This is a genomic window from Legionella stuttgartensis, from assembly GCF_977063405.2.
Genome location: NZ_CDRUHA020000011.1, coordinates 460099 through 483828, shown reverse-complemented (window position 1 = coordinate 483828; position 23730 = coordinate 460099). Strand labels below are relative to the sequence as shown.

Genomic DNA, 23730 nt, shown 5'->3' with positions numbered 1-23730 from the left:
CGAGGGATCCAGGGATTGAGGCACTAATCTCGCTTTTCCTGGATGCTGCGAACAAGTCTCAGCACATAGGCTCAATGGCTTTCGGAGAACTCAAAGCGAATTGAAAGCACTATATTCTGGATAACGTAAATGTACGAGGGGACGTGAGTTGTTCAGGATTAAGTAAATACTCGATAGTGGAAGTATTCAAAATACGCATCCAAGAGAGCATTTACTTTGCTGTTACTCTCGCAGTATAAAAGTTTAACTTTTATCTTATGAGATAATTAAACTTTAGGGTTCTTCATTGTTGGGAGGGACCACGATAGCAAACGGTTCGCTTGAACTGCCATCTATAGCTTTATTTAATAGCGTAACCCTTACTAAGACCTTCATGGTTTTACTGTCCTCAGAACATGTTGTTTCATTGGGCTCTCGCTTACAGTTTGCCACCTGGTGTACTGTATCTATAGGGCTGTTATCGCTATCAATCACTTTTTGATGTTCCAAATCGATAAGAACTATCTCCAGATGACTAAGCTTCCATTCTTGTCCTTCTGTAGTATATCCAACGCGTCGTTCATGAACCAGGGTAACTTTTTCGCCTCGTTTTAAAGTAGTTTGATACTCCCAGGTCGGCTGTTCTACGGTTAACTCACTTTCCACAATATTATTTCTTTGTTGAAATGCTTTTTCCATATTGAGATAGCCCCAACCATAAGTTCGACTCCAGGCAGAGCCCATGATTTCGGTATGTCCCGAATCCATTGTACCCGCATCAGTCCACGTATCCGCACTATTAATGAGTAAGGCTTTGATGGCCATAGGATTCTGAATCCCTGCATCTTGCAATAACAATGCAGCCGCCCCTACATGAGGGGCGGCTGAGCTCGTTCCCCCCATGAGGCGGTATCCATCTTTGTAGTTCATCGCATTGGAATAGACAAAACCATAAATTTTAGGATCAGGGGCGCACGTCATCGTATCATGGCCTGGGGCAGTTAAATCAGGTTTACGTCGACCAAAAGGTGTAGGGCCTCGACTACTGGTATTCTTTATATGATGTTTGGTTCTATCTACGGTTTTCACCATAGTTTCATTTTCAGCGACAAGCGTGTTCATATTGGCAATGGTAAGCGCATTATAATTATCGCCGGGGACTGTTAATGTGGAGGCAAAAGTAAATTTATGCGCAGGTTCTATATATCCAGCATTTCCTGCTGATTTTACCCAAAGGATTTTTTGTGTATTTACTACATAATCGATGACTTTTGCTAGCCCGCTCCATTCAGGACAAGCAGGACAATTTAAATCGAGCCGACCATTCCCCATGCTGTAATTAATAATAGTGGGTTTCAGTTCAGAACGATTCAACATCCAATCCAAAGTTTCCATCGAACGCATAATACTTGCAGGATCAGCGGTTTCCTCTCCTGCTAATCCAGAAACGATGGCTGAAGCCCCATAAGCAATACCTTTATATTTCTCATGATTACTGGCATAAATACAGGCTACGCCGGTTGCATGGGGTTCTTTTACACCATTAATCGAATTAGAATATCCAGAACCTACATCTTGACGCACCACTAATCGCTTACCGGATAAAGCAGGGTGTAAAGGATCTACTCCTGTATCGATTATGCCAATGACTCCTTTTTGACCCGTATAACCATGATCCCACCAATTACTTACATTAGGGTAAAAGGAAGATGGAGTTAGCTTTAAAACTTGCGCTGTAACATCCAACTCAGGCATAGCCGCTGGATGTGAAGAGATTTGTGCCGCTGTATTTAAATTAGCGATACGATAAAGCAGGTTACGATCTCTAGGAATTTGTATTCCTACTGCAGGCATAAATCCTAAATCTTTTATGTTTACATTAGGAATTTTTTTTATTTCTTCAATAAATGATTCTTTTTCTGAGAAATTATGTAAAAAAACCAGAAGTGATAAAGGAGCATGTGAAGAACTTCTGGAATGTTTAAAAGTTTGGAGGACGTCAGCATCAATAATTGCCTTTGCCGAAAGAATAGGACTTACAGTGAGTAAAATTATCGCAAGATAAGATCTTTTGAGTATCCGCCACATACACTATCCTCATTTTTGAGTTTCAACATATTGAACAAAGTTTACCCTCTCGATTGGCAAATCATTGTTATCATCTCAGTAATGAATAGAACGATTTTAAAGCAAGGCATTGAAAGAAGAAAGCGTTCTGCTAAAAAAATATCATTTATACAAGAACATACTGCTCCTCGGTAATCGAGGAGCGTCCTTGAATATTGGTCAGGAGGAGATGTTTTTGGAATGCGTCGCTCGTTTTGTCATAAAAAACCGAATCAGTAAGAATCCAATAATAACGCCTGCAAAATTTATCCAATAAAATGGCCATGAAAAAATTCCCAGTCCTACAATATTGGGCCCCGGGCAAATTCCACTAATTCCCCAACCGACACCAAAAGCTGTTGCACCAAGAATAAGTTGCCAATCAATTTTTTCTTTAGTAGGTAATTCATACCATGCATTTAATAAAGGTTTAACAAGCCATTTACGTAATTGGAATAAAAGAAAAGTAACCAATAAAGCGGTAACAAAAGTAAGATATAAATTTATTTTGAATGATGCTGCGCCAATTTTTAAACCGGAAATAATAATGTCTGGACTGTACATTCCCGTTAAAATTAACCCTAAGCCAAATATCAATCCAGCAATTAATGAGATTAAAGATTTCATATTTTAACTCCTTAGTGCACGAGCCAAGAGGTAATTATTGCGACAGGAAAGAAGATAGCTACTGCGATTATGGAGCGTTTGCGTAACAGGGAAAGCCCACATAACCCATGCCCGCTAGTACAACCATTACCCAGATAGGTTCCGCCTCCAACTAATACCCCTCCAAAGAATATGAACCAATAATTCGTTTTAAAAATAGCGAGGGGATCGGGAACTGTTTGCAACAAATTAAAAAGTAATCCACTTAAAAATAATCCCATAATAAATAAAAGATTATCGAGATTAGGGGTATACGTTGCAAAATTCCAGGAATTGAATAGTATACCACTGCAACCTAAAATTCTCCCTCGAACCAGCAACATTATTCCGGCCGCAACTCCAAGAAGAATACCTCCGAGAATAACATTTATTTCAATTATCATTATGGCCACTCCTTTATAACTATTCTTTTTGATGATACATAAAAAATAATTTTATTGCTTTAAATACAATGATCTACGATCTCATTTTATTTTTGCAAAAAATTTTTCCTTAAATTGAATTCCTTTTATTCTAATGTTAAATTTTGCCTCTCAATTATTAGAGATAAATATAATGACACGGACGCTTTTTACTTCAACACTCATATTTTGTTGTTCCATTGCCTCTGCACAAGATCAAGTGATTGAACATTTTTTTAAAGATGTGAATCCATCAGTAATGTCTTCCAAGACGAAAAATAATATACAGGCGAGTCATTTCCGCCTTGTTGAAATGGATCTCAGCCAACTCTACGCGGAACTTGAGAACGCTCCCCATCGAGATGAATTAAAATCAGGAGCTGGATTACAAATTGCCCTTCCTCTACCCGATGGGACCACTAAGCTGTATCAGGTTGTTGAAAACAGTACATTACATCCAGAGCTCAGTGCAAAATTCCCCACTATTAAAACCTATGATGCGTCCGGAGTTACTGATCCAGGTGAATTCGTTAAACTCGATCTTACTCCCCAGGGCTTCCATGCGATGATTCTCAGGCCCGGACAGAGTCCAATTTTTATTGATCCCTTAAGAAAAGGAAACACTCAATATTATATTGTTTATAATAAAAAGGATTTTATAACCTCCAAGCGCTTAAAATGCGACGTCCACAGTCCAAATGAATTTGCAACATCACCGGTTAGTTCAAAGCATTTTGCAAATTTTAATCCCTGCCAACTCAAAAAATACCGCCTAGCTATGGCAGCAACAGCAGAATACACAAATTTTCAAGGCGGAACAGTAAATGATGCTTTAGGGGCAGAAGCAACCACAATAAACAGAGTGAACGGTGTTTATGAAATCGATATGGCAATTACAATGCAAATTATTGCCAATAATGATCTCATTATCTATACGGATCCTGATACTGAACCCTACACCCATGGTGTTCCCGGAAAGATGATTGATGAGAATCAAAAGAATGTGAATCAAGTTATTGGTGCACCTAATTATGATATTGGCCATGTGGTCGATTCAGCAGGAAGTGGCCTAGCAGCACTATCCAGTGTTTGTAAGGACCAACTTAAAGCCAGTGGAGTTACGGGCCGAACCAGTCCTGTAGGAGATCCCTTCGATATTGACTATGTAGCTCATGAAATAGGTCATCAATTTGGAGCAAATCACGTACAAAATAACAGCTGTCAAAGAAATGGGCCTACGGCTGTAGAGCCAGGAAGTGGCAGCACAATCATGGGTTATGCTGGAATTTGTACTCCTAATGTGCAAAAAAATTCAGATGCCTATTTTAATGGTATTAACCTTCAGGAAATGGGCACTTTTGTCTCCAGTCCTTCTCATACCTGTCCTGTTACAACAGATATTCCTAGTGCTCCTGTGATTTCTCGGGTTAATGGAGGAGTCATAATTCCTGCCAAAACCCCTTTTGCTTTGACTGCATCAGCAACTAAAAGTGGTCCCAAAGTATTAACTTATACCTGGGAACAAATGAACAACGAAGTCTCTGCCCAACCTCCGGTCAGTACAGCAACAGGAGGCCCCAGTTTTAGAAGTTTCTCCCCACAACCGACAGGTACACGCTTCTTCCCTAATCTCACTGCACTTAGCAATGGAGGTCCTTTTACCTGGGAAGTTTTACCTTCAGTTTCTCGTGTTATGAAATTCAGAGTTTCTGTACGTGGAAATACCACAGGAGGTTCTTGCAATGCATATACAGATACAACGATAACTACAACGACTAACGCAGGTCCTTTTATAGTGACCTCCCCCAGTAGTAAAGGCATCCGTTGGAGGGGCTTGTCATTACAAACAATTACTTGGGATGTTGCAAATACCAATTCTTCTCCGGTTAATGCCAAGAATGTAACCATTCTTTTATCTACTAATGGCGGAAAATCATTTCCCTATACTCTTTTGTCAAACATACCAAATAATGGACAAGAACAAATCTGTGCACCTAATTTAAATACAACTACAGCCCGTATTATGGTGCAAGCAAGCAATGGGACTTTCTTTAATATTTCCAAAAATAATTTCTCAATTACTGCAGTTCCGACTGAAGCACCAGTATTAACGACAGCCGAACGTAATCCAATGAACACCAATGAAGCATTTGTCTTATATTCTAATTGTATTTCCATATCCAATGATGTCTATACAGTGAATGGTTTACCTGGTGCAACCGTGAAGTTGGATCTCAAGAACCATCGTTTCGTCATTGGAAACATCCGGACGCCGAAAAGAGTCCCTAATGTCACGATTACTGCGACGAATGAAAATCACATAAGTCAAACCTCAAACCCAATTACTATTCCCAGTATTTTATAGAAAAGGCTTTATATGAATAAACAATCCATATCAACAATCATCGCGTGTATCTTGTCATGTAATGCATATACAAGCGTTTATTCCGGTCTTAATTTAGGTATTAATGCAGTTACTGTACACAAAAACTTGAGCTATCCTCTTGAAGAGGTGACACCCACTTCTTCAAGTTTTAACAATGCATATACTAATTTTCATGGACAACTTATAGCCGGATATGAATTGCCCTTGAGTACACGATTCTCTACAGCTTTAGAGGTCGATGCAGACCTGTTCACAGGGAAGTCACGATATAAAATCAATGATTGGTTCTTTAGTGAAGATGTTGATGCTGAAGAAAAATTAGAATATGGATTCTCCTTCTTTTTCCTACCTAGCTACCAATATAATGAGTCAGCTCGTTTTTTTGTAGGGCCAGGAATTTCAGGCAGCCGTTTTGCGGTGAACATGAACAATACTGCAGGGAATGTGGGAGTTAGTACGAATTTTAAAAAATGGTTACTCGGTGGCGGTTTAAAGGCAGGAACAATCACCAAACTAAATAATACTCTGGACCTACTCTTAACCTATCAATTCACCCAGTACAGTAGTATCGAACGAACTCAAATCGAACCATTATCTGATGAAACATTGCAAGGTCGCTATAGGCCATATGTAAATACTGTATTACTCGGTCTTAGAGTCCATATGCCAGTCCAAACCGTTCAAACAGTCCTTACTAAATGATAGGTCTTAATAGTGCCGGTTGGATAAACCCAACCGGTACTTGTTAGAAAAAAGTTTTGAGTACGAATTAATTACTCAACAAATTCCAAGCATCTTTCCAAGCCAAACCAACGCCAGGTTCATAATAAAGTGGGGCTTGCGTACACCATCCTGAATAAGGCCAAGGTTTACACTGATAACGTTTATGATCAGTACGCCCCATGACTATAGTACCTGCTTTATAATTATTGATGCCGTCCGGATAGACGTAATCAACTTGACTGTTCGGCTCAATAAAATCAATTACCACATGATAATTTTGGGTCACACTATCACTTAGATAAATTTTATTTGCTTGATCGGGCTCTAAAACGACTTGTCCTGTCTGTGGATCTAACCTGCCAATATGTACTAGATTTGAATTAGCATTGACTATTTGTCCCAAAGCCAAAGGCCATTGAGTTGCCTTATTATTACTGTCAGTGACCGTCAAGCTATTATTTTCGACTTCAACTTCATTCTTGAACACACGCAAGACCACTTTGGTGTTTGCCGCAATATCCGCAGAAGCATAAAAATCTTGTAATTCAAACCAGGAGGTTGGCTGAGATACATTATCTATAAACACATCACTACACGAATAAAATGCTTCCGGACTATCGGATCGCTGCCATATTACATACACTATTTTTTTACCAGTCATATTAGTAGGTAATGGGCAGTCCATTTTGTAACGCCCGTTAGCAAGAGTTACATTAGTGATAGTACAAAATGGGCTGGCTTCTAAATCAGACCACTTTAACGGCTCATTAAAGTTATAACTGTCTTTAGTGATATAAAATTTAAAATACTTTGTTTGATGAGGTGCCGTCGCGATATAAGTAAAGGTAAAATGACCATTAGAGTCAGGTTTAATCGTAGTAGTAGTCCAATCAGCACGAGGAAGGTTAAATCCTTTAAAAAAATCTCTCCCACCTGCGCATAATTGCCCGTCAGCAATGAGATCTTGATGTCGATCATTGGCTGCTGCCTGATTGATTTCATTCCAATTATACAGCGGTTGCGCCCCCCCTACTTCAACAGCAGCGCGACACGCAGCGGATTTTGGATTTTCAGGATTTTCTTTGTAACATTGGTAAGACCTTGAAATAGGTATTTCCATTGATCCATGAGCATATGCTCCACAACTTGCACTAAATAATAGAATACCACTTATTCTAATAAGCCCTTTCATTATCATCCCTTATTTTTGAGTGAACAATTTTATTAGGTACAACAATTCAACTTATAATTAAAAAGCTATTGTCGTCAAGGACTTAGCATTCCGTGATTAAATTTAGTATCTTGAAAAAATTGAAAAAAAGACTCGAGCTAAATTGAGCCTGTTTTTCAATTAATCAATGAGTTATTTTTAAGGTTTATTAACCGAAAAAGAAGTTTGTTCCTGTTCTTCTTTAGGTTCGGTGAGTTTTCCAGTTTTTGAATTTAATCGAAAAATATAACGATGTTGGGGACCTTTAGAGTTATTGTGTTGCGGTGGAATTACATTTCCTGTTTTAGAGTCCCAAAGAAACATATTTTTATCTACAGAAATCTGCTTATCTTCTGTATTTTTTGTCTGAACATCTTTTTGATTCGCCTCTATATCCACATCCAATTCAAACATATATTGTTGCATCTGCTTATGAGGCTGTGGGCCTTTTGATCCGCTGCGTCGAGGATATTGAGTTACCTTTCCTGTTTTAGAGTTCAAAAGAAACATATTTTGATCTGCAAAAACTTGCTTTTCTTCTTTATTTTTTATCTCAAAATCTTCTTGATTAATATTTATATCAAGCTCTAAATTAAACATATTTTGTTGCATCTGCGTATATTGGTCAGGTTCATAGAAATAGAAATTTTTTCTCTTTTTTAAGGAAGGTTGACTTTCATCTTCTGGTTTTTTTATAGAATCTATTTTTCGCTTTATTAAATGTTCCGCTGGATCCATTTCTTGTGACTTTTTACCATAAAAAGCATCTTCTAATTCACTAAGGTCTTCGCTATTTAATTCTAATTTAAGAAAAGAATCGTCAGTTTTTTGTGGCTTTTTGCCATAGAATGCGTCTTTCAGTTGGTTAAGGTCTTCGTCATTTAATTCCAATTTAAGAAAATGATGGTACGGATTAGGCATGATAACTCCTATTTAAGAATATGCAACTGCACATAGTACCGACAAGGCTCATTTTTTGTCAATGAGATTGAAAATTGACACGACGGGGGTGCGATGATCCACATTGCAAACATCACACCAACAGATTAGACACATATACATTAGCTTTTAAGGGGCATCGTCTCAAAAACTTTGACTTCTTTCAGGACGATCAAAGACAATCCTCAACATACTGAACCTCTTCATGATTGCCGCTATAGATTAAGGTGATTACTTTGCCATCCGACTCAAATCGAATACCACGATTCTCAGGCTTTTCAAAAAGAGTGAGATAATGACCTTTGGGATCATAATGATGTGGTTCTATGATTAACTTACCTTTATATAGAGCTTGTACATGAGGCTCAGTATCGCCAATCTTTGCGCCTTTTGATGTCAGATAATCTGGGGAATTAATGTTAATCCGCACAATTTTATTACCTGAAACCATGAAGGATACGTTCTTCACTCCTTTCAAAGTGACATAAAAACATCCTTCATTTTCAGCTTGATCAAGATTGGGTTTTGTAGACTCAAATGTTTTCCCAGTACTACGCTCAACCTGCTTTAGTGTCATATTCATTTTAATTGGACCCAAACCATCTGGTGAAAGAGTCCATTGGGTACTATCAGTTGCAAACACCGGATATGAGGCCATCAATAAAAGAAATAGCGCGGTTCGTCTCATAGATTGCCCTCCAATAAGTCCTAAAACTTTTCTCAATAAATCAAACTTAAAATTGACACTAAAAAATAAAATTGACACATTGAAGTCCAATTTGATATGTTAATCCAATAATAGATAAAATTTAATCAAACTGCTACCAATATGAATCATCGCGATACGAACAAAAGCAATAGCTACGCTGCAGTGTTCACTGCAAAGGTATCGCCATGTCATGACACATTACCGACAACAACCTCTTCAGTAGACATTATTATTATTTTGCCCTCTTTACCCTAGAGCGGTTAGCTGTTTCTTATCCCCGAACCTCTCTAGGGAGGAACATCGGGTGTTTAGAATAACAGCTTTGTTAATACTGGAGGGTATCGTGACTCGAACCAACTTTTTTAATTTGAAAAACAATTGTTTGCCATTTGTCATGTGGTTTTTCCCACTATCATTTTTTGCGCTTCAATTTATTTTGCGTCTTTGGCCGGGATTGATGATGCAAGAAATAATGACCCAATTCTCAATAGATGCAGCCGGTTTTGGTCTTTTAGCTGCATTTTATTATTATGGATATGCAGGAATGCAAATTCCTATGGCCTTATTGCTCGAAAAATTTAGTGCCAAAAGAGTAGTTTTTACCTTTTCTCTTCTTTGCGGCTTAGGCGCCTTACTCTTTACCTCAACCCATAATTTCTATCTAGCCTTATTAAGTAGATTTTTAATTGGGGCCAGTTCTGCGGTTGGCTTTTTAGGAGTATCCAAAGTTATTTCTGAATGGTTCAGTAGTACCCAATACTCCCAAATGGTTGGATTTTCTTTTAGTGTGGGGTTATTAGGAGCAGTCTATGGAGGCAAACCCGTAACGCAACTGATCACAACCTACGGTAGTCAACATGTAGGACAGGCACTTGCACTCTGCTCAATCAGCATAGGACTTTTGGTTTATTTAGTTGTACGGACTCCAAAAAATATAAAAAACACAAAAGCGAATGAAATAAATCTATCTTCTTTATCTGTTTTATTCACCTCAAGAATATTATGGACTCTTGCCCTAGCCAATTTACTCATGGTTGGCGCATTGGAAGGTTTTGCAGATGTTTGGGGGGTATCTTATTTAACTATCGCCTATGGTTTTGCTAAATCTGATGCCGCCCTCCTCGTCTCATTTATCTTTATAGGCATGTTATTTGGTGGGCCATTACTGGCATTTTTGAGCAAAAAACTAGGAAATTTTGCGGTTATAGGAGGATGCGGAATCGGGTTGAGCTTAATTTTTTTCATGCTTCTCGCAGATTGTATGAGTAATTGGTGGATACTTAGTCTTCTATTCTTCGCGGTTGGGCTCATGTGCTGTTATCAAGTAATTGTATTTGCAGCAGGCTCTACCCTGGTTTCCCCCAAACATTTAGGAATAACTATAGCCTTTTTAAACTGTATCAATATGTTTGGTGGATCGTTTTTTCATACAGCAATAGGCAAAATAATGGATCATTACTGGGAGGGAGGTTTCACAGAACATGGTCTAAGACAATACAGTATTCAATCTTATCATCATGCATTAGTGCTTATCCCTTTGTGTGCTCTTTTGGGAACAGCATTGGTATATTTAATTCACAAGCATGCCAAAAATCAAGTATGTGTAGTGTCTGTTGAACAGGCCATAACTTCTTAAATGGGTATCAATTAATTGACTTGAGCTGCATTATAAATTCTTCTTCTATTTTATAATGCAGGCAGTTATTTTGTACTTTTTCAATATAACCTAATTCCTCCAGTCTATTTAAAGCTGGGAGGATATCTGGAGACAATTCATATCGGAATCGAGGTACAGCAGAGTTCAATATCGCGTCCTTATCAACTACAAAGAACTCTTTTATATTTTTACAATTAGGATTGGTAACGTCATTTTTAATGACACTCATAAAATGAGGATAATCATTAAAAAGTCCATCTAAATCCAATATTTTTTTCTTTTTTATATGTTCCGTTTTATTCCTATTATTCACGAATTTTTGTACTTGCCATCCACCTAAAGCAGTAGTAAAACACCCGCTTAAAAAGCCAAATAAAAATGAAGTATCCATGTTTTTTTAAATTAAGATGTTGATGATGCGAAGCATATCATTGAACGATTAAAAGTTGGTTAATTATATATCAAAATATTAATAAAAGTAACGATACTTTATATAAGATCCTGGATATTCGAGCTCAAACACCCGCTTGCTTTTTCAATTAGGCATTAATAAACTACGCCAAATTTGTTCTGTTTGACACTCATCTGCATTTTATATGGCCACCATGTCAGAACTACTACTTCACATAACTCACCAAAAGAGGATAATATGCTTCAAAAATTCTTCATTGCTTCTATTTTAGTTCTAGCTGGCATGTTGACTGCCTGTGGTCCCATCTATAATACCGAATACAGTTTTGTTCCGCCAAAATCAGATATTTCAAAAATGTGTACTGCCCAATGCATTCAAAGTAAAAATGATTGCGAACAAAGTTGTCGTGTAGACAATGAAAACTGTCGCATGAGAGCCCAACAAAATGCGATGTTTGAATACAAACAATATAAAGAAGATCAAAAAAGAATGGGCCTACCGATTAGTAAATCTGTAACTGATTTTGATCGAAGCAGCAGTTGTAACAACTCGTGTCACTGTGAATCGACCTATAGAGCATGTTATTCAGAGTGTGGCGGCGAAGTCAGAGAGCATAAAGTATGTGTCGCTTTTTGTGACAAACAACAATAAAAATTTTTACCTCTCCAACCTAATCAAAGCAAAACCAGCAATTGATGGAGCTCAAATTGCTGGTTTTAAATTCTTTACTTTTAGCACGAACAAATAGCCAAATTATTTTACAATTTAAGAAACTTTTGCCACACTTTATTTGACCCATTGTAACAAGTAGAAATAATAATGAAGAAAATAATCCTCTATTTTTTAGCCTTCATTGGCTCTTTGGCTATATTATTTTTTATCGCCCAATGGTTTAGCACAGCCGGAACGACAATGTATGGGGGAGCTCCTGCGCCCATGCCAGCGGTAGTTGGAAAACCGGATTACGCTGTTGGGACTGTAGCAATGAGTACTACAAACCCGGCTTCTGGAACTCAATCCTCAGAAAATGTGATGCGAGGAATGATTATTCGTAATGCGAATATTTCCTTGCAAGTGAATAACATTAACTCTGCGATGGAAAAAATCACTCAATTAGCGGAAAACTCAGGTGGTTATGTAGTCAGTTCCAATGTAACTCAAGATAATGATGCCACTAATAATACTAATGCGAATATCAGCATAAGAGTACCCGCTCAAGGCTTAAATAAAGCATTAAGTGCATTGAAGTCACTCGCAACCCAAGTTATGCAAGAATCAGTAACTGGCGAAGACATTACCCAACAATTTGTCGATTTACAAAGCCAACTGAGCAACTTACAAAAAGCCAAAGAACAATTATCAAAAATTATGAATAGTGCGACGAACACATCCGATGTTCTGAGTGTATTTAAGCAATTAAGCGATACCCAAGGACAAATTGATGTGATCCAAGGGCAAATTAAATATTTCAAAGAGTCTGTTGCTTATTCATTAATCAATATTAATTTAAGCATGAACCCAATCATTCAAACAGAACAACAAAAACAATGGAAAATCACCGAAACATTCATTGACTCCTATCATGCATTGATTGATCAATTACGCAATTTTACCTATGGTTTGATCGCCTTTTTTGTGTATGTTTTACCATTGCTCTTATTATGGATTTGTATCTTTTTGATTGTTTTTTGGATAGGGAAGAAAATCTGGAATAATTTCAAAAAGAATAATCTCGCGAAATAGGAACACTGTATTTAAGAAATAAGTCTGTATTAATTGGGCTATTATTTTAAATACATGATAAAACTGAAGGGAGTGTTTTGTGTTACGTCATTTTAAATCAAAACAGTTCCTTGCTTTCATAGTCGCAGGAGCAATTGCAGTTATTGTTAATTTCTACAGCAGAATTTTCTATAACTATGAGTTCAGTTTTTCAACATCTATTATCTTAGCATATATTACCGGAATGATTGTATCTTTTACTCTTGGTAGATTATTTGTATTTAAGAACAGTCAGCAAACTTTTTTACGTTCGATTATGTTTTTTATCCTCGTCAATCTAATCGGCATGCTACAAGTTTGGCTCGTTAGTTTGTTCCTTGCCTATCATATCCTGCCTGATTTAGGCATTGAATCATTTACTCTGGAAACAGCACACGGAATTGGCCTGATTTTCCCCACTTTTACAACCTATCTGGGACATAAGTATTTGACTTTTCGAGAACATATTTAATCTATTCAGCGAGTTTTTGCAAAATTGTTTAAAAATTCAGTCAGTCTTTTAACATCTTTTAAACTAATGGCATTGTAAATACTGGCCCTGGCACCCCCAACGCTGCGATGCCCCTCCAAATACAAGAGTCCTGCTTTTTTTGCTGCTAAGAAAAACTCTTCCTCCAAATGAGGGTTTGGAAGTTGAAAAGGAACATTCATCCGTGAACGATATTGAGCTGCTACTGAATTATGATAGAAATTACTTTCATCAATACATGTATAAAGCAATTTGGCTTTGGCCAAACTTCGTTTTTCCATCTCTGCAACCCCACCTTCTTGCTCAACCCAATCACATATAAGTGATGCTACATACCAGGCAAAGGTGGTAGGCGTTGCTAAAAGTGAATGATTTTTATCCTGCATCGCGTAATTAAATACCGCGGGTGTTTCAGGTAAAGCCCGCTCCAGTAAATCACGACGGACAATTACCAAACTCATGCCTGCAATACCAAAATTCTTCTGAGCACATGCATAAATACACCCTAAACGATTAAAATCTACCGGCCTTGAAAAAATATTGGAACTCATATCACTGACTAATACCAGATCACTCACTTGCGGCACATCTGGGAATTCAATCCCACCAATTGTTTCGTTATCAGTGAAATGTAAAAACGCAGCATCTTGTCGTAGATCCCATGTTTCCTCAGGAGGAATAATCTTAAATTGCTGCTCCTTACTACTTGCTGCCAAATGTACTTGAGTGTATTTTTGTGCTTCTTTTATAGCCATACCTGACCAATAACCTGTTTCGACATAATTGACACATCGAAAACCTCGCGTTAAATTCATCGCGATCATTGCGAATTGAATTTGTGCACCACCAGGTAAAAAAAGAACAGCAAAATCATTAGGAACATGAAGCAAACGTCGTACTGACGCTTCCAGCCTCTCTCCTAATTCAGAAAATTGGGGAGTACGATGACCAATCGTTAGGATTGAAACACCTGTATTGTTCCAATTGAATAAATCTCTATTAATAATATCCAATACCTGTACGGGTAGTGTTGCAGGTCCTGCATTGAAATTAATTGGTGTGTACATATTATGTGTCCTTTATCATAAACAGCGCATCAACTACAGTTTTTATTTGAATCTTTTAATTATAGAAAATAATCAATTTATTTCTTGGTTTTCCTACATTCCTAAAGATTTAAATCGATTTTAGAGAGACTGCAATAAATAGGGATTACTGGAGGGACAGTTTCTATTAGATTTAATAATCAGATAATCTTGATTATTTAACGAAGTAAGCAGATTAGTATAAGGTTGCTGATTACTGGTGCATACGTTGACATTACTCACTCCCCCCAACAAGACCCGGCCACTCCAACTTGAAGCCATAATGCAATTAAAAGCGGCTGAAGTTCCAACGTAAAAACATGTGGCAACCTGAGAATTGGATGAATCAACGGATATAGTGACATTAGACAGATCAACAGAATTAGGAGGCGCATTGCCTCCTGTACCCAGAGCAATCGTTCCTGATAGCGTTACTGCGTGTTCACTATTAATTAACGTGACATTATTATTTGAATCATAAGTGAGCACAATATCAGAGTTAGGAACTGTAACCGTGTAGGTAGTTCCAGATGGAACAGAAGGAGGGTTCGGGTTTGGATTTGCATTAGGAACTCCTGAACCTATAGCGGGTAAGCTCGTAGTCGTGTAAGTAGAGTTAAACAATTGACCACTGAGCGCCGGATCATTTTGACTAATATAACTGGCGGATACCAGAGACAAGGTTTCATTATTAGAATTGGTCCAGGTAACAATATGATCCACTTTTTTATATTTAGAATTATTGGTAATTGTCCAGGTGCGGTAAAAAGTTGAATCGAATTCGGTGGTGACATCGGAGCCCGTTGTAATGCCATTATACCCTGCAATAGTGGAGTAATTACGTAATTGCTCCATTTTTTGGTTAAACAATTGCGTTGATAGATAATCTTGATTGGTATTGGCCTTAGCTTTAATGAGATGCACCTCGGTCTTGCTGCCAGCTACCATTCCAAAAATCAATAACGAGGTCACAACCATGGCTTCAACCAATCCCAAGCCTTTCTGTTTGCCAGAGGTTGAGTTGAATTGATGAGTGCTCATCGCTCGCTCCTCAACTATCAAATCCTTAAAAATCTCGCCAAGATCCTGGAACTTTGACAAAAGATCCAACTTTGTTCAATTGATTCAGGACCGTTGCGCTATAAGTAATATTCGGTGAACCAGTAGATGTTATAGAACCCTCTACTACAGCTCCTCCGATTATATCCAATGTTCCCCCCCCACTATTATTCCAATCTCCCATGATATAAACCATACCGTAAATCGTAGTAGTACCATTAGCTTGCAGAGGACCATTAACCACTAAGACAACCGGATTGGTAGGAGAACCTATCGTAGCATTACCCGTGAAAGTAGCAGAACTTGCTCCTGTTTGGTTAATCCAAATAGATTGACTCACAACTCCATGTAAGAGTCCACTGTAATTTGTAGTACTACTATTAGTATAGGTAATATCTGCAGATTGTTGTGCTAAAGTTTTTGTAGTCCCAAAAAAATTACTAAAAAATTGATCTGCGCTCAAGCTGCTTAAACTTGAATCATTGTGCACCACATCAGTTTGCAGACCACCACTATTAGAGCCAGAACTTGCATTTGAGGTTGTACTTGCCGAGCCGCTCAAAATCGTATCCCCTCCACTCCAAATAGTTGTTCCTGTTGTCGTATTGCTAATAGTCAGCGAACCACTTAAATTCACATTATCTTTTACAAGGAGCGGCACGGGTGTAGGCGTTGGTACAAAGGGATAAATCTGCATGATTTGTACGATAGTAGTTGAAGCACTGTTATTATCAGCAGTTCCCCTCGAAGATACTGTAATGCGGTTGAAATTAGTATATACCGGGTTGCTATAAGTGACGGTATAATTGGTATTATTACTAAAAGGAACATTGGTTATCTGAGCGTTGGTGTAGGTATTTATAAAACCATCATTGTTCGAATCAACAAGAATGGCTGTTTTATTAGCTTCAAGATAAGCTAATCCATATTCTAAACCGGCTTCAGCAGCCATAAATGATTGGGATGTGCGATAAAAGTTATTTTCGATTTTTTGATCAAAATCGACTGTTTTACTGGTTAATAGTGCCGTTATTGCAATTCCCAGCAGAATCATCACTGATGTAGCAAGCAGGACATAGCCCCGTTGATGTTTCATGACAATAGACCCTCCTAATTCAGGGCTGAAATTTATCGTTACGTACTCGTATTTCCTGGACAAAAGTTCGGCTCGCCGAAGTGTCAGAAATCAAATTCCCCGTTAAACTAACAGTAACATTTCGTATCGTAAGTGTGCTTACTCCGTTACTTAATGTGAGGACCGTAGGGGTCAGAGTGAACGCTAAATTAGTCACCTGGATCTGACTGGGATCTGTTAAATTGATCCAACTGCCGTTAGTACAATCAAAGAATGAGTCCGTTGATGCCCTTGCTTGTAAGACATTATTCGAGAGCCTAAACCCAAAGCGTTTATCATAGCCAGTTGAATTTAATGAAGGCATAGCTCCATTTGAGTCGGTATCATAGGTGAATAAGATACAACTGCTTATAGGAACCGTAATATCATTAGCAGAGGCAATAAAGGGATTAGTAATAGTTCCGGTTCCTATATCATTAGCGGCGTTTGCAGAATATCCCGCTCGTCGGATTTCGATAACCATCATATTCATTGCAGAACGTAATTGTTGATCAAGTCTATTCACTGCTATGACATTGTAAAAAGAACGCATTAAAGAAATATAAATCGCGATACTGCCTCCCAATAAGAATAAGCCTATGCTAATTCCTATGAGTATTTCGAGCAGGGTATAACCCTTGTGCTGCTTATTCGATATTAAGGACATGTTTGGTATCCTGAAACAGTATTGGAACACACAGTAACCAACCCCATACTGTTGGCATTAATCGTGGCCGATTTATCTGATAAACTAACGGTGATAGAACCAGCAGAAGTAATTGTTCCATGAAATCCGTCAAAAACAATGTAAGGGGCAGAACCTGTGCCTGAAAATCCAGTTATAGAAAGAGCAACCGGATTACCTGAATAATCACTACTTCGTACTATGGTTTGGATGCCATTAACCAAACAACTATTTACTACAGTGCAATCACATGGAGCTGTATCACTAAGCCCATAACACCATGTTGTTGGTCTAAAACTAAGATAAAAAGTATTCTTTGTAGTAAGAGCCTCTGATTGCGCGATTTTTATAAAATTATACAACTCTTCCGTTCCTGTCCTCACACGTTTTTGATTCATAAAATTGGTGTATGCAGGAAAAGCTATCCCCGTGATGATCACGAGTATTATGACGGTAATCAATAACTCGAGAAAACTAAAGCCCATCATTTTATTGGTGCCAATCCTTTGAACGGTCATAAAGAAACTCCATTTACTAACCAATCAATTCAAAATGGGTAATATATATTATTAGTTTTATATTATTAGTTTAGTCTAAGATTAAAGAGGGTAACTAAGGAGAGCCTTTAAAATGGATAATTTCAAGAAAAAAAAGGGATTTTCATTGATTGAATTAGTAATCGCCCTGGCTATCATTGCTATTCTTGTAATGATTAGTATGCCAAGTTACTTTAATTATGTTATGCGTTCTAGACGAACAGAAGGAATTAATACTCTAAACAGCATCCAACTTGCACAAGAAAAATACCGTGGTCAAAACACAACTTATGGTACTTTAGCAAATGTTTGGAACGGAGTAACTACCACAGAAAATGGATACTATGCTTTGGCAGCCACTAATAATACCGCAACGGGGTATACGCTTACTGCAACCGCCCAAGGTGCCCAAGCTAATGACACACAAAATGGTGTTTCGTGTGCCACTTTAACCTTGACTGTTAATGGACTCAATACCACAAGGACGCCACAGGCTTGTTGGTCACAATAAAAGTGAAATGAGACCATACTTATACCCATCATTCCGTTTGTAGGGAATGAGGGTATTGTCATTATGCTCGTTGAAATACAATGGAAATTTGCATTTATCTGGAACAATCTACCCATTACATGCAATTCATTTCATGTCCTATACTTATTGAATAATAACTCTCAACTGTGTGAGATTTAAAATGGAAAACACATGGAAAGATCAGTTGCATAAAAAATTAAGAAAACAATTAGGTACGAAAAAGGGGAAAGAATTTGCTGAAAAATATCTTCCCGCATTATCAATGAGTTATTGTGAACAACACACCATTGAAGAGGCAATAGAAGATCTCTCGCAAATTGATAAACTATCACTAGAAAACCCATTGGCCATTGTTTTTTATGAATCACCACGCGGTGAACATCCTTTACATATTAAACTGTATCGATATGGCGGTTCTATTCCGTTGTCAGATATCTTACCCATGATTGAAAACATGGGATTACGAACTTATACCGAAAGGCCCTATAAAATCGCCATAGAGTCCAATCAATTTATTTGGATTGGTGATTTTAATGTATCTTATTCCTATCCTAATTTACTGACTCTGGATCAAGTAAAAAATAATTTTACTGAAGCCTTGATAAAAATAAATGTCGGTCTTTGTGAAAATGATGGGTTCAACAGATTGGTTTTAGGTGCGGGATTATCTTGGCGTGAAATAATGATCATTCGTGCTTATGCCAAATACATGCAACAAATTGGATTTCGTTTCAGCCAACAGTATATTGAAAAAACCATCGCCAACTATTCCCCTATTGCCAAAAAACTCATTGAACTATTTTGTTTAAAATTTAGTTTGAAACAGAATACCAAAATTAAAAATAAACGGATTGAATTGGAGAAAGAAATTCGAGCCGATATTGATGCGATTACCAGTCTAGATGAGGATTATATTATCCGTTTTTTCTGGTCTTTAATCAAAGCAACACTTCGCACCAATTATTTTCAGTTAGGAGCTGATGGAAACCCCAAAGATTATTTATCATTTAAACTCAATTCTGCCAAAGTTCCTGATTTACCCCCCGGTCAACCCATGTATGAAATATTTGTCTATTCCACACGTTTTGAGGGCATACATCTGCGCAGCGCAAAAGTAGCTCGTGGTGGTATTCGCTGGTCCGATCGTCCCGAGGACTTTCGTACTGAAGTTCTTGGTCTGATGAAAGCTCAAAAAGTAAAAAACTCAGTTATTGTACCCTCTGGAGCAAAAGGAGGTTTTATTTTAAAGAAAGCTGCCAATCTGCTTGATCGAGAGCAAATAAAACATGAGGTCATTGCGTGTTACCAATCATTTATCAGAGGTTTGCTGGATCTTACAGACAATTTTGAGGATGACCTTGTTGTCTCCCCCCTGAATACCATTTGCTATGATGATGCCGATCCCTACCTTGTTGTCGCAGCTGATAAAGGAACAGCCACCTTTTCCGATATTGCCAATGGCATTTCAAAAGAATACAAGTTCTGGCTTGGCGACGCCTTCGCTTCTGGAGGATCTGCGGGCTATGATCATAAAAAAATGGGGATTACAGCGCGTGGAGCCTGGGAGTCCATTAAACGGCATTTTCGTGAAATAGATATTAATATTGAGAAACAAGATTTTACGGTTGTTGGAATTGGCGACATGAGTGGAGACGTATTTGGTAATGGCTTAACCTATACCAATCATTCCCTTTTGCTTGCAGCTTTTGATCATCGCCATATATTTCTTGATCCTAATCCCGACGGTCGTAAATCTTTTGAAGAACGTCAGCGTCTATTTAATTTGCCCACCTCATCTTGGGAAGATTTCAATCCTCGATTAATTTCTAAAGGTGGGGGTATTTATCCACGTTCAAGCAAATCCATTACCATTACCCCCGAAGTAAAAAAAGCACTCGATATTCAAGCTGACTCTTTAACGCCCAATGAACTTATTCAGGAAATATTAAAAGCCCCTGTCGATCTACTATTCAACGGCGGTATTGGTACCTATGTAAAAGCATCCACTGAATCCAATGCTGATGTAGGGGATAAAACAAATGAATTCTTACGTATTAACGGTAATGAGCTGCGCTGCAAAATTGTGGGCGAAGGCGGTAATCTTGGATTTACTCAACTTGGAAGAGTTGAGTTTGCACTTACCGGTGGTCTGATTAATACCGATTCAATTGATAATTCCGCCGGGGTAAATTGCTCAGACCACGAGGTGAATATTAAAATTCTCCTCAATAAAGAAATGAGTCAAGGAAAGCTTACCGAAAAGAAACGCAACCAACTGCTTACAAAAATGACGGAACAAGTTGCTCAACTGGTTTTACAAGATAATTACAACCAAGCGCTGGTATTAAGCTTTTCTGCGATAAACGCACTCGCTTACAGCGGTTTATATCAGGTTTATATTAAGGAATTGGAGAGCATGGTCCATTTAGATAGAACCGTCGAATTTCTTCCAGATGATAAACATCTTTTGGAACGTAAAGCTGCTGGCCAAGGCCTAACGCGTCCAGAGCTCTCGATTATAATGGCCTATACAAAAATTTATATCACGAGTGAATTATTAAAATCTGATTTACCTGATGATCCCTACTTTGCAACCATACTGGAAACTGGTTTCCCAGCAATGTTGATGAAATCCTATGCCAAATCGATGCAGAGGCATCGTTTGCGACGTGAAATAATTTCCACGCAACTCAGTAATCAGATTGTGAATAGTATGGGTATTACCTTTATGTATCGCTTACAAATGGAAACGGGACAATCAGTCGCAGACATTGCACGTGCTTATATTATCGCTGCCAAAGCATATGGGATAGATGAATTACATCAATTAATTGATTCGCTTAATTATAAAGTAACAGTACAAACTCAGTATGAGTTACTTCATCACGTCAGACAATTGATGAATTTGGCAACTCGATGGTTCTTGCACCATAAACGTCTTGCTGGCGGAATTACCAATAATATTGCCCATTACAGTCGATCTATAGCCAAACTTGAACAATCCATTCCCAGTTTAATGGCTGGGGTTACCAAAGAATATCTTGATAAAATTGTCATTCAGTTTGTAGACATTGGTTTGCCCGAACAAGCCGCAAAAAAAATCGCCGCTACTCGTGCTATGTATACCGTATTAAACGTAGTGGAAGTAGCGACACAAAATAAATTTGACTTGGGAAGAACTGCTGAAGTTTATTTTAAAGTAGGCAGCAGATTTAGTTTGGTCTGGTTCCGTGACCAAATTGGTAATGATTCTCGAGAAGGACATTGGAATAGCCTGGCACGCTTATCTTTGCGTGATGAATTGGACAACTTGCAACGTCGCCTCACCATTGTCATTTTAATGAACAATCAAAAAGGACTAAATTCGGAGGAGCTAATTTCCTACTGGTTCTCAAAAAATCCTTTTATTCAACAGCGATGGGAAAAATTGCTGGAAATGTTACTTGGCAGTTCAAGCATTGATTATACGATTTTCTTTGTTGCACTACGTGAATTATCTACCCTAATTGCAGTAGAATAATAAAAAAATAGTTACTATAATCCAAATATCTCTAACCAACGTCCCCAGGCTTATTGGGGGACATTGGTAGAACCCGCTCAGTAATCACAGGTGCAGCAATACTCTCGGAATCTTTTAAAATACCAATTCACGCACATCTTCTCATTTTCGATTAAACGTAAACTCATAGTATTATTATATGCGTTGATGATACTTTGAGGATATTTAATATAATGCGATAAGGAGATCTTATCCATGCATCAATATTGTAGAGTTTTTTCATCCAAAAGATATTTGGTTATCTAATCCAGACTTATGCGCAGCAGCGCAGGCAGCTTATTTAGAAGCAGCGCAAGAAGACGAAGAAATATGCTTCAAAATACATCAGGGCCGCAAAGGACTTTATGAGCAAGGAAATGACCAAGCAGGCCCCTCCCCCCTTATTGGAAGCTGCTCTGCCACATTTTACAAGTTCCTCGCCCAAAAGATAAAAAAGAATAATAAAAAATAGGTTCTTTCAGTTTAATGCCTCGGTTTCCTGCACTAATGCACTCATTAACTCTTTTGCACTCGTGTTTCTGCATAACTGAGCCGATTGACCTGCCCACATGGACATAAAATCGAGATTGTTTTGCTCTTTTGCTTTTTTTCGCATCCCAGTCGTTAAGGTATTTTGAATAGGGTAATCAAGAATATTTGTTTTTTTTGCATTCATGCGCTCGATAAATTGATTGCGTATTCCTCGTGCTAATTTACCAGAGAACGCTCGTGTAAGTACGGTATTATCCTGCTTTTGTGATAGTAAAGCGTGTTTATACACCTCAGGAATCCCTGCTTCCAAACAACTTAAAAATGCAGTTCCCATTTGTATGCCTTCAGCACCTAAACTCAGTGCTGCCGTAATTCCTCTGCCATCCATAATTCCACCAGCAGCAATAATAGGAAGGTCGATTTGATCTACTAGTTGAGGTATCAAGCTAAATAGACCGATCAATCCATCCTCCGCTGGACCTATAAAAGTTCCTCTATGCCCGCCCGCTTCACTTCCTTGAGCAACAATCGCATCGATTCCACATTCTGCAAGTACATGTCCCTCAGCTAAAGTGGTTGCTGTACCCACTAAAATAGTGTGATTTCTTTTAAACTCGGCTATCCATTTCGAATCCAACAAACCAAACGCGTAACTAAAAACAGGGATTTTTTCTTCAATTAAAACGTTTATTTGTTCCTCAAAAGATTGTGCATAAGGTTCTGAAACGGCCTCAATCTCTATATTTAACTCATGGCAAGATTGTTTGATATCAATACACGATTTTCGAATTTGCTCTGCAGAGGCATAATGGTTCTCGGGAATAAAAAGGTTCACTGCAAAGGGTTTATTCGTTAATTTTCGAATTGTTTTGATCGCACTTTTTATTTCCGTTGGAGGCATATATCCCGCACCTAATGAACCTAAACCACCCGCATTGCATACTGCTGCGACTAATTCTGGGGTAGTGGCACCACCTGCCATAGGGGCCTGGATAATTGGAAATTTTAAATCTATTTTTTTAGCCAATCTTGTCTGCCACATAATTGCTCATCCTTTTTTAACTTTTTATTAATCATAGACTTGATGTTTAATGAACACTATAGTGAAGTAAAAATCAACTATGCCAATTTGCTTTTACAACTGCTATTCTAAGTGCTCAATTGCAAAGTTAATACCCCAAAAAACCCATAGAAAGCTAAGGGTCGCTGGAAAATGTTCTGCGTTTTTTTTAGAATGTTATTTTGCATTA

21 protein-coding genes are annotated in these 23730 nt (G+C 38.0%); 8 read left to right on the top strand and 13 right to left on the bottom strand.

Features of this window, described 5'->3' with window-relative positions; all coding sequences use genetic code 11:
* Nucleotides 1-273: 273 nt before the first annotated feature.
* The 3 genes from ACWTEW_RS04390 to ACWTEW_RS04380 all read right to left on the bottom strand — a co-directional run bounded on the left by ACWTEW_RS04390 (nucleotide 274) and on the right by ACWTEW_RS04380 (nucleotide 3134).
* Nucleotides 274-2067, bottom strand: coding sequence for a S8 family serine peptidase (locus ACWTEW_RS04390; protein ID WP_454780547.1), 1794 nt, complete (start codon nucleotides 2065-2067; stop codon nucleotides 274-276).
* 198 nt (nucleotides 2068-2265) lie between these two features.
* A complete protein-coding gene (locus ACWTEW_RS04385) occupies nucleotides 2266-2712 on the bottom strand; it encodes a DUF6691 family protein (RefSeq protein WP_454780546.1) in 447 nt (148 codons plus the stop codon).
* An 11-nt stretch (nucleotides 2713-2723) separates the two neighbouring features.
* Nucleotides 2724-3134: a YeeE/YedE family protein gene (locus tag ACWTEW_RS04380; protein WP_454780545.1), complete on the bottom strand. Its 411-nt coding sequence runs from the start codon at nucleotides 3132-3134 to the stop codon at nucleotides 2724-2726.
* A 172-nt stretch (nucleotides 3135-3306) separates the two neighbouring features.
* Here ACWTEW_RS04380 and ACWTEW_RS04375 point away from each other — a divergent pair, with 172 nt between their 5' ends.
* Together ACWTEW_RS04375 and ACWTEW_RS04370 are read left to right on the top strand one after the other, a co-directional pair.
* A complete protein-coding gene (locus tag ACWTEW_RS04375) occupies nucleotides 3307-5517 on the top strand; it encodes a reprolysin-like metallopeptidase (protein WP_454780544.1) in 2211 nt (736 codons plus the stop codon).
* Nucleotides 5518-5529: 12 nt separating this feature from the next.
* Nucleotides 5530-6240, top strand: coding sequence for an outer membrane beta-barrel protein (locus tag ACWTEW_RS04370; protein WP_454780543.1), 711 nt, complete (start codon nucleotides 5530-5532; stop codon nucleotides 6238-6240).
* 67 nt (nucleotides 6241-6307) lie between these two features.
* Here ACWTEW_RS04370 and ACWTEW_RS04365 read toward each other — a convergent pair whose 3' ends face one another.
* The 3 genes from ACWTEW_RS04365 to ACWTEW_RS04355 form a co-directional block, all read right to left on the bottom strand.
* Complete coding sequence (locus ACWTEW_RS04365; protein WP_454780542.1) at nucleotides 6308-7453, bottom strand: lytic polysaccharide monooxygenase; 1146 nt, start codon at nucleotides 7451-7453, stop codon at nucleotides 6308-6310.
* 177 nt (nucleotides 7454-7630) lie between these two features.
* On the bottom strand, nucleotides 7631-8392 hold the full coding sequence (locus tag ACWTEW_RS04360; protein WP_454780541.1) for a hypothetical protein: 762 nt from the start codon (nucleotides 8390-8392) through the stop codon (nucleotides 7631-7633).
* A 190-nt stretch (nucleotides 8393-8582) separates the two neighbouring features.
* Nucleotides 8583-9098 carry a hypothetical protein gene (locus tag ACWTEW_RS04355; RefSeq protein ID WP_454780540.1) on the bottom strand — a complete coding sequence of 172 codons (516 nt, stop codon included), beginning with the start codon at nucleotides 9096-9098 and terminating at the stop codon, nucleotides 8583-8585.
* 364 nt (nucleotides 9099-9462) lie between these two features.
* Here ACWTEW_RS04355 and ACWTEW_RS04350 point away from each other — a divergent pair, with 364 nt between their 5' ends.
* Nucleotides 9463-10755 carry an MFS transporter gene (locus ACWTEW_RS04350; RefSeq protein WP_454780539.1) on the top strand — a complete coding sequence of 431 codons (1293 nt, stop codon included), beginning with the start codon at nucleotides 9463-9465 and terminating at the stop codon, nucleotides 10753-10755.
* Between the two features lie 7 nt (nucleotides 10756-10762).
* Here ACWTEW_RS04350 and ACWTEW_RS04345 read toward each other — a convergent pair whose 3' ends face one another.
* Complete coding sequence (locus ACWTEW_RS04345) at nucleotides 10763-11167, bottom strand: hypothetical protein (RefSeq protein ID WP_454780538.1); 405 nt, start codon at nucleotides 11165-11167, stop codon at nucleotides 10763-10765.
* Nucleotides 11168-11425: 258 nt separating this feature from the next.
* Here ACWTEW_RS04345 and ACWTEW_RS04340 point away from each other — a divergent pair, with 258 nt between their 5' ends.
* From ACWTEW_RS04340 to ACWTEW_RS04330, 3 genes are all read left to right on the top strand, one after another.
* Complete coding sequence (locus ACWTEW_RS04340) at nucleotides 11426-11839, top strand: hypothetical protein (RefSeq protein WP_454780537.1); 414 nt, start codon at nucleotides 11426-11428, stop codon at nucleotides 11837-11839.
* 168 nt (nucleotides 11840-12007) lie between these two features.
* Nucleotides 12008-12931: a DUF4349 domain-containing protein gene (locus ACWTEW_RS04335; protein ID WP_454780536.1), complete on the top strand. Its 924-nt coding sequence runs from the start codon at nucleotides 12008-12010 to the stop codon at nucleotides 12929-12931.
* 79 nt (nucleotides 12932-13010) lie between these two features.
* Complete coding sequence (locus ACWTEW_RS04330) at nucleotides 13011-13421, top strand: GtrA family protein (RefSeq protein WP_454780535.1); 411 nt, start codon at nucleotides 13011-13013, stop codon at nucleotides 13419-13421.
* A gap of 5 nt (nucleotides 13422-13426) precedes the next feature.
* Here the strand turns inward: ACWTEW_RS04330 and serC are convergent, their stop codons facing one another.
* The 5 genes from serC to ACWTEW_RS04305 all read right to left on the bottom strand — a co-directional run bounded on the left by serC (nucleotide 13427) and on the right by ACWTEW_RS04305 (nucleotide 17900).
* Complete coding sequence (serC, locus tag ACWTEW_RS04325) at nucleotides 13427-14506, bottom strand: 3-phosphoserine/phosphohydroxythreonine transaminase (RefSeq protein ID WP_454780534.1); 1080 nt, start codon at nucleotides 14504-14506, stop codon at nucleotides 13427-13429.
* A gap of 120 nt (nucleotides 14507-14626) precedes the next feature.
* Nucleotides 14627-15565 carry a type IV pilus modification PilV family protein gene (locus ACWTEW_RS04320; protein WP_454780533.1) on the bottom strand — a complete coding sequence of 313 codons (939 nt, stop codon included), beginning with the start codon at nucleotides 15563-15565 and terminating at the stop codon, nucleotides 14627-14629.
* 25 nt (nucleotides 15566-15590) lie between these two features.
* Nucleotides 15591-16679: a pilus assembly PilX family protein gene (locus ACWTEW_RS04315; RefSeq protein ID WP_454780532.1), complete on the bottom strand. Its 1089-nt coding sequence runs from the start codon at nucleotides 16677-16679 to the stop codon at nucleotides 15591-15593.
* A 19-nt stretch (nucleotides 16680-16698) separates the two neighbouring features.
* Entirely contained in the window at nucleotides 16699-17364 is a 666-nt protein-coding gene (locus ACWTEW_RS04310) for a prepilin-type N-terminal cleavage/methylation domain-containing protein (RefSeq protein WP_454780531.1), read from the bottom strand.
* Entirely contained in the window at nucleotides 17355-17900 is a 546-nt protein-coding gene (locus tag ACWTEW_RS04305) for a GspH/FimT family pseudopilin (RefSeq protein WP_454780530.1), read from the bottom strand. Before ACWTEW_RS04305 ends, ACWTEW_RS04310 begins: the two co-directional genes overlap by 10 nt.
* A 112-nt stretch (nucleotides 17901-18012) precedes the next feature.
* Here ACWTEW_RS04305 and ACWTEW_RS04300 point away from each other — a divergent pair, with 112 nt between their 5' ends.
* Nucleotides 18013-18429: a type IV pilin protein gene (locus ACWTEW_RS04300; protein WP_454780529.1), complete on the top strand. Its 417-nt coding sequence runs from the start codon at nucleotides 18013-18015 to the stop codon at nucleotides 18427-18429.
* A 181-nt stretch (nucleotides 18430-18610) separates the two neighbouring features.
* The gene (locus tag ACWTEW_RS04295; RefSeq protein ID WP_454780528.1) at nucleotides 18611-21970 is read left to right on the top strand and encodes an NAD-glutamate dehydrogenase; all 3360 of its coding nucleotides are present in this window, start codon (nucleotides 18611-18613) and stop codon (nucleotides 21968-21970) included.
* 496 nt (nucleotides 21971-22466) lie between these two features.
* On the opposite strand, the gene ACWTEW_RS04290 is transcribed toward ACWTEW_RS04295, so the two are convergent.
* On the bottom strand, nucleotides 22467-23522 hold the full coding sequence (locus tag ACWTEW_RS04290; RefSeq protein WP_454780527.1) for an NAD(P)H-dependent flavin oxidoreductase: 1056 nt from the start codon (nucleotides 23520-23522) through the stop codon (nucleotides 22467-22469).
* Nucleotides 23523-23730: the final 208 nt, after the last annotated feature.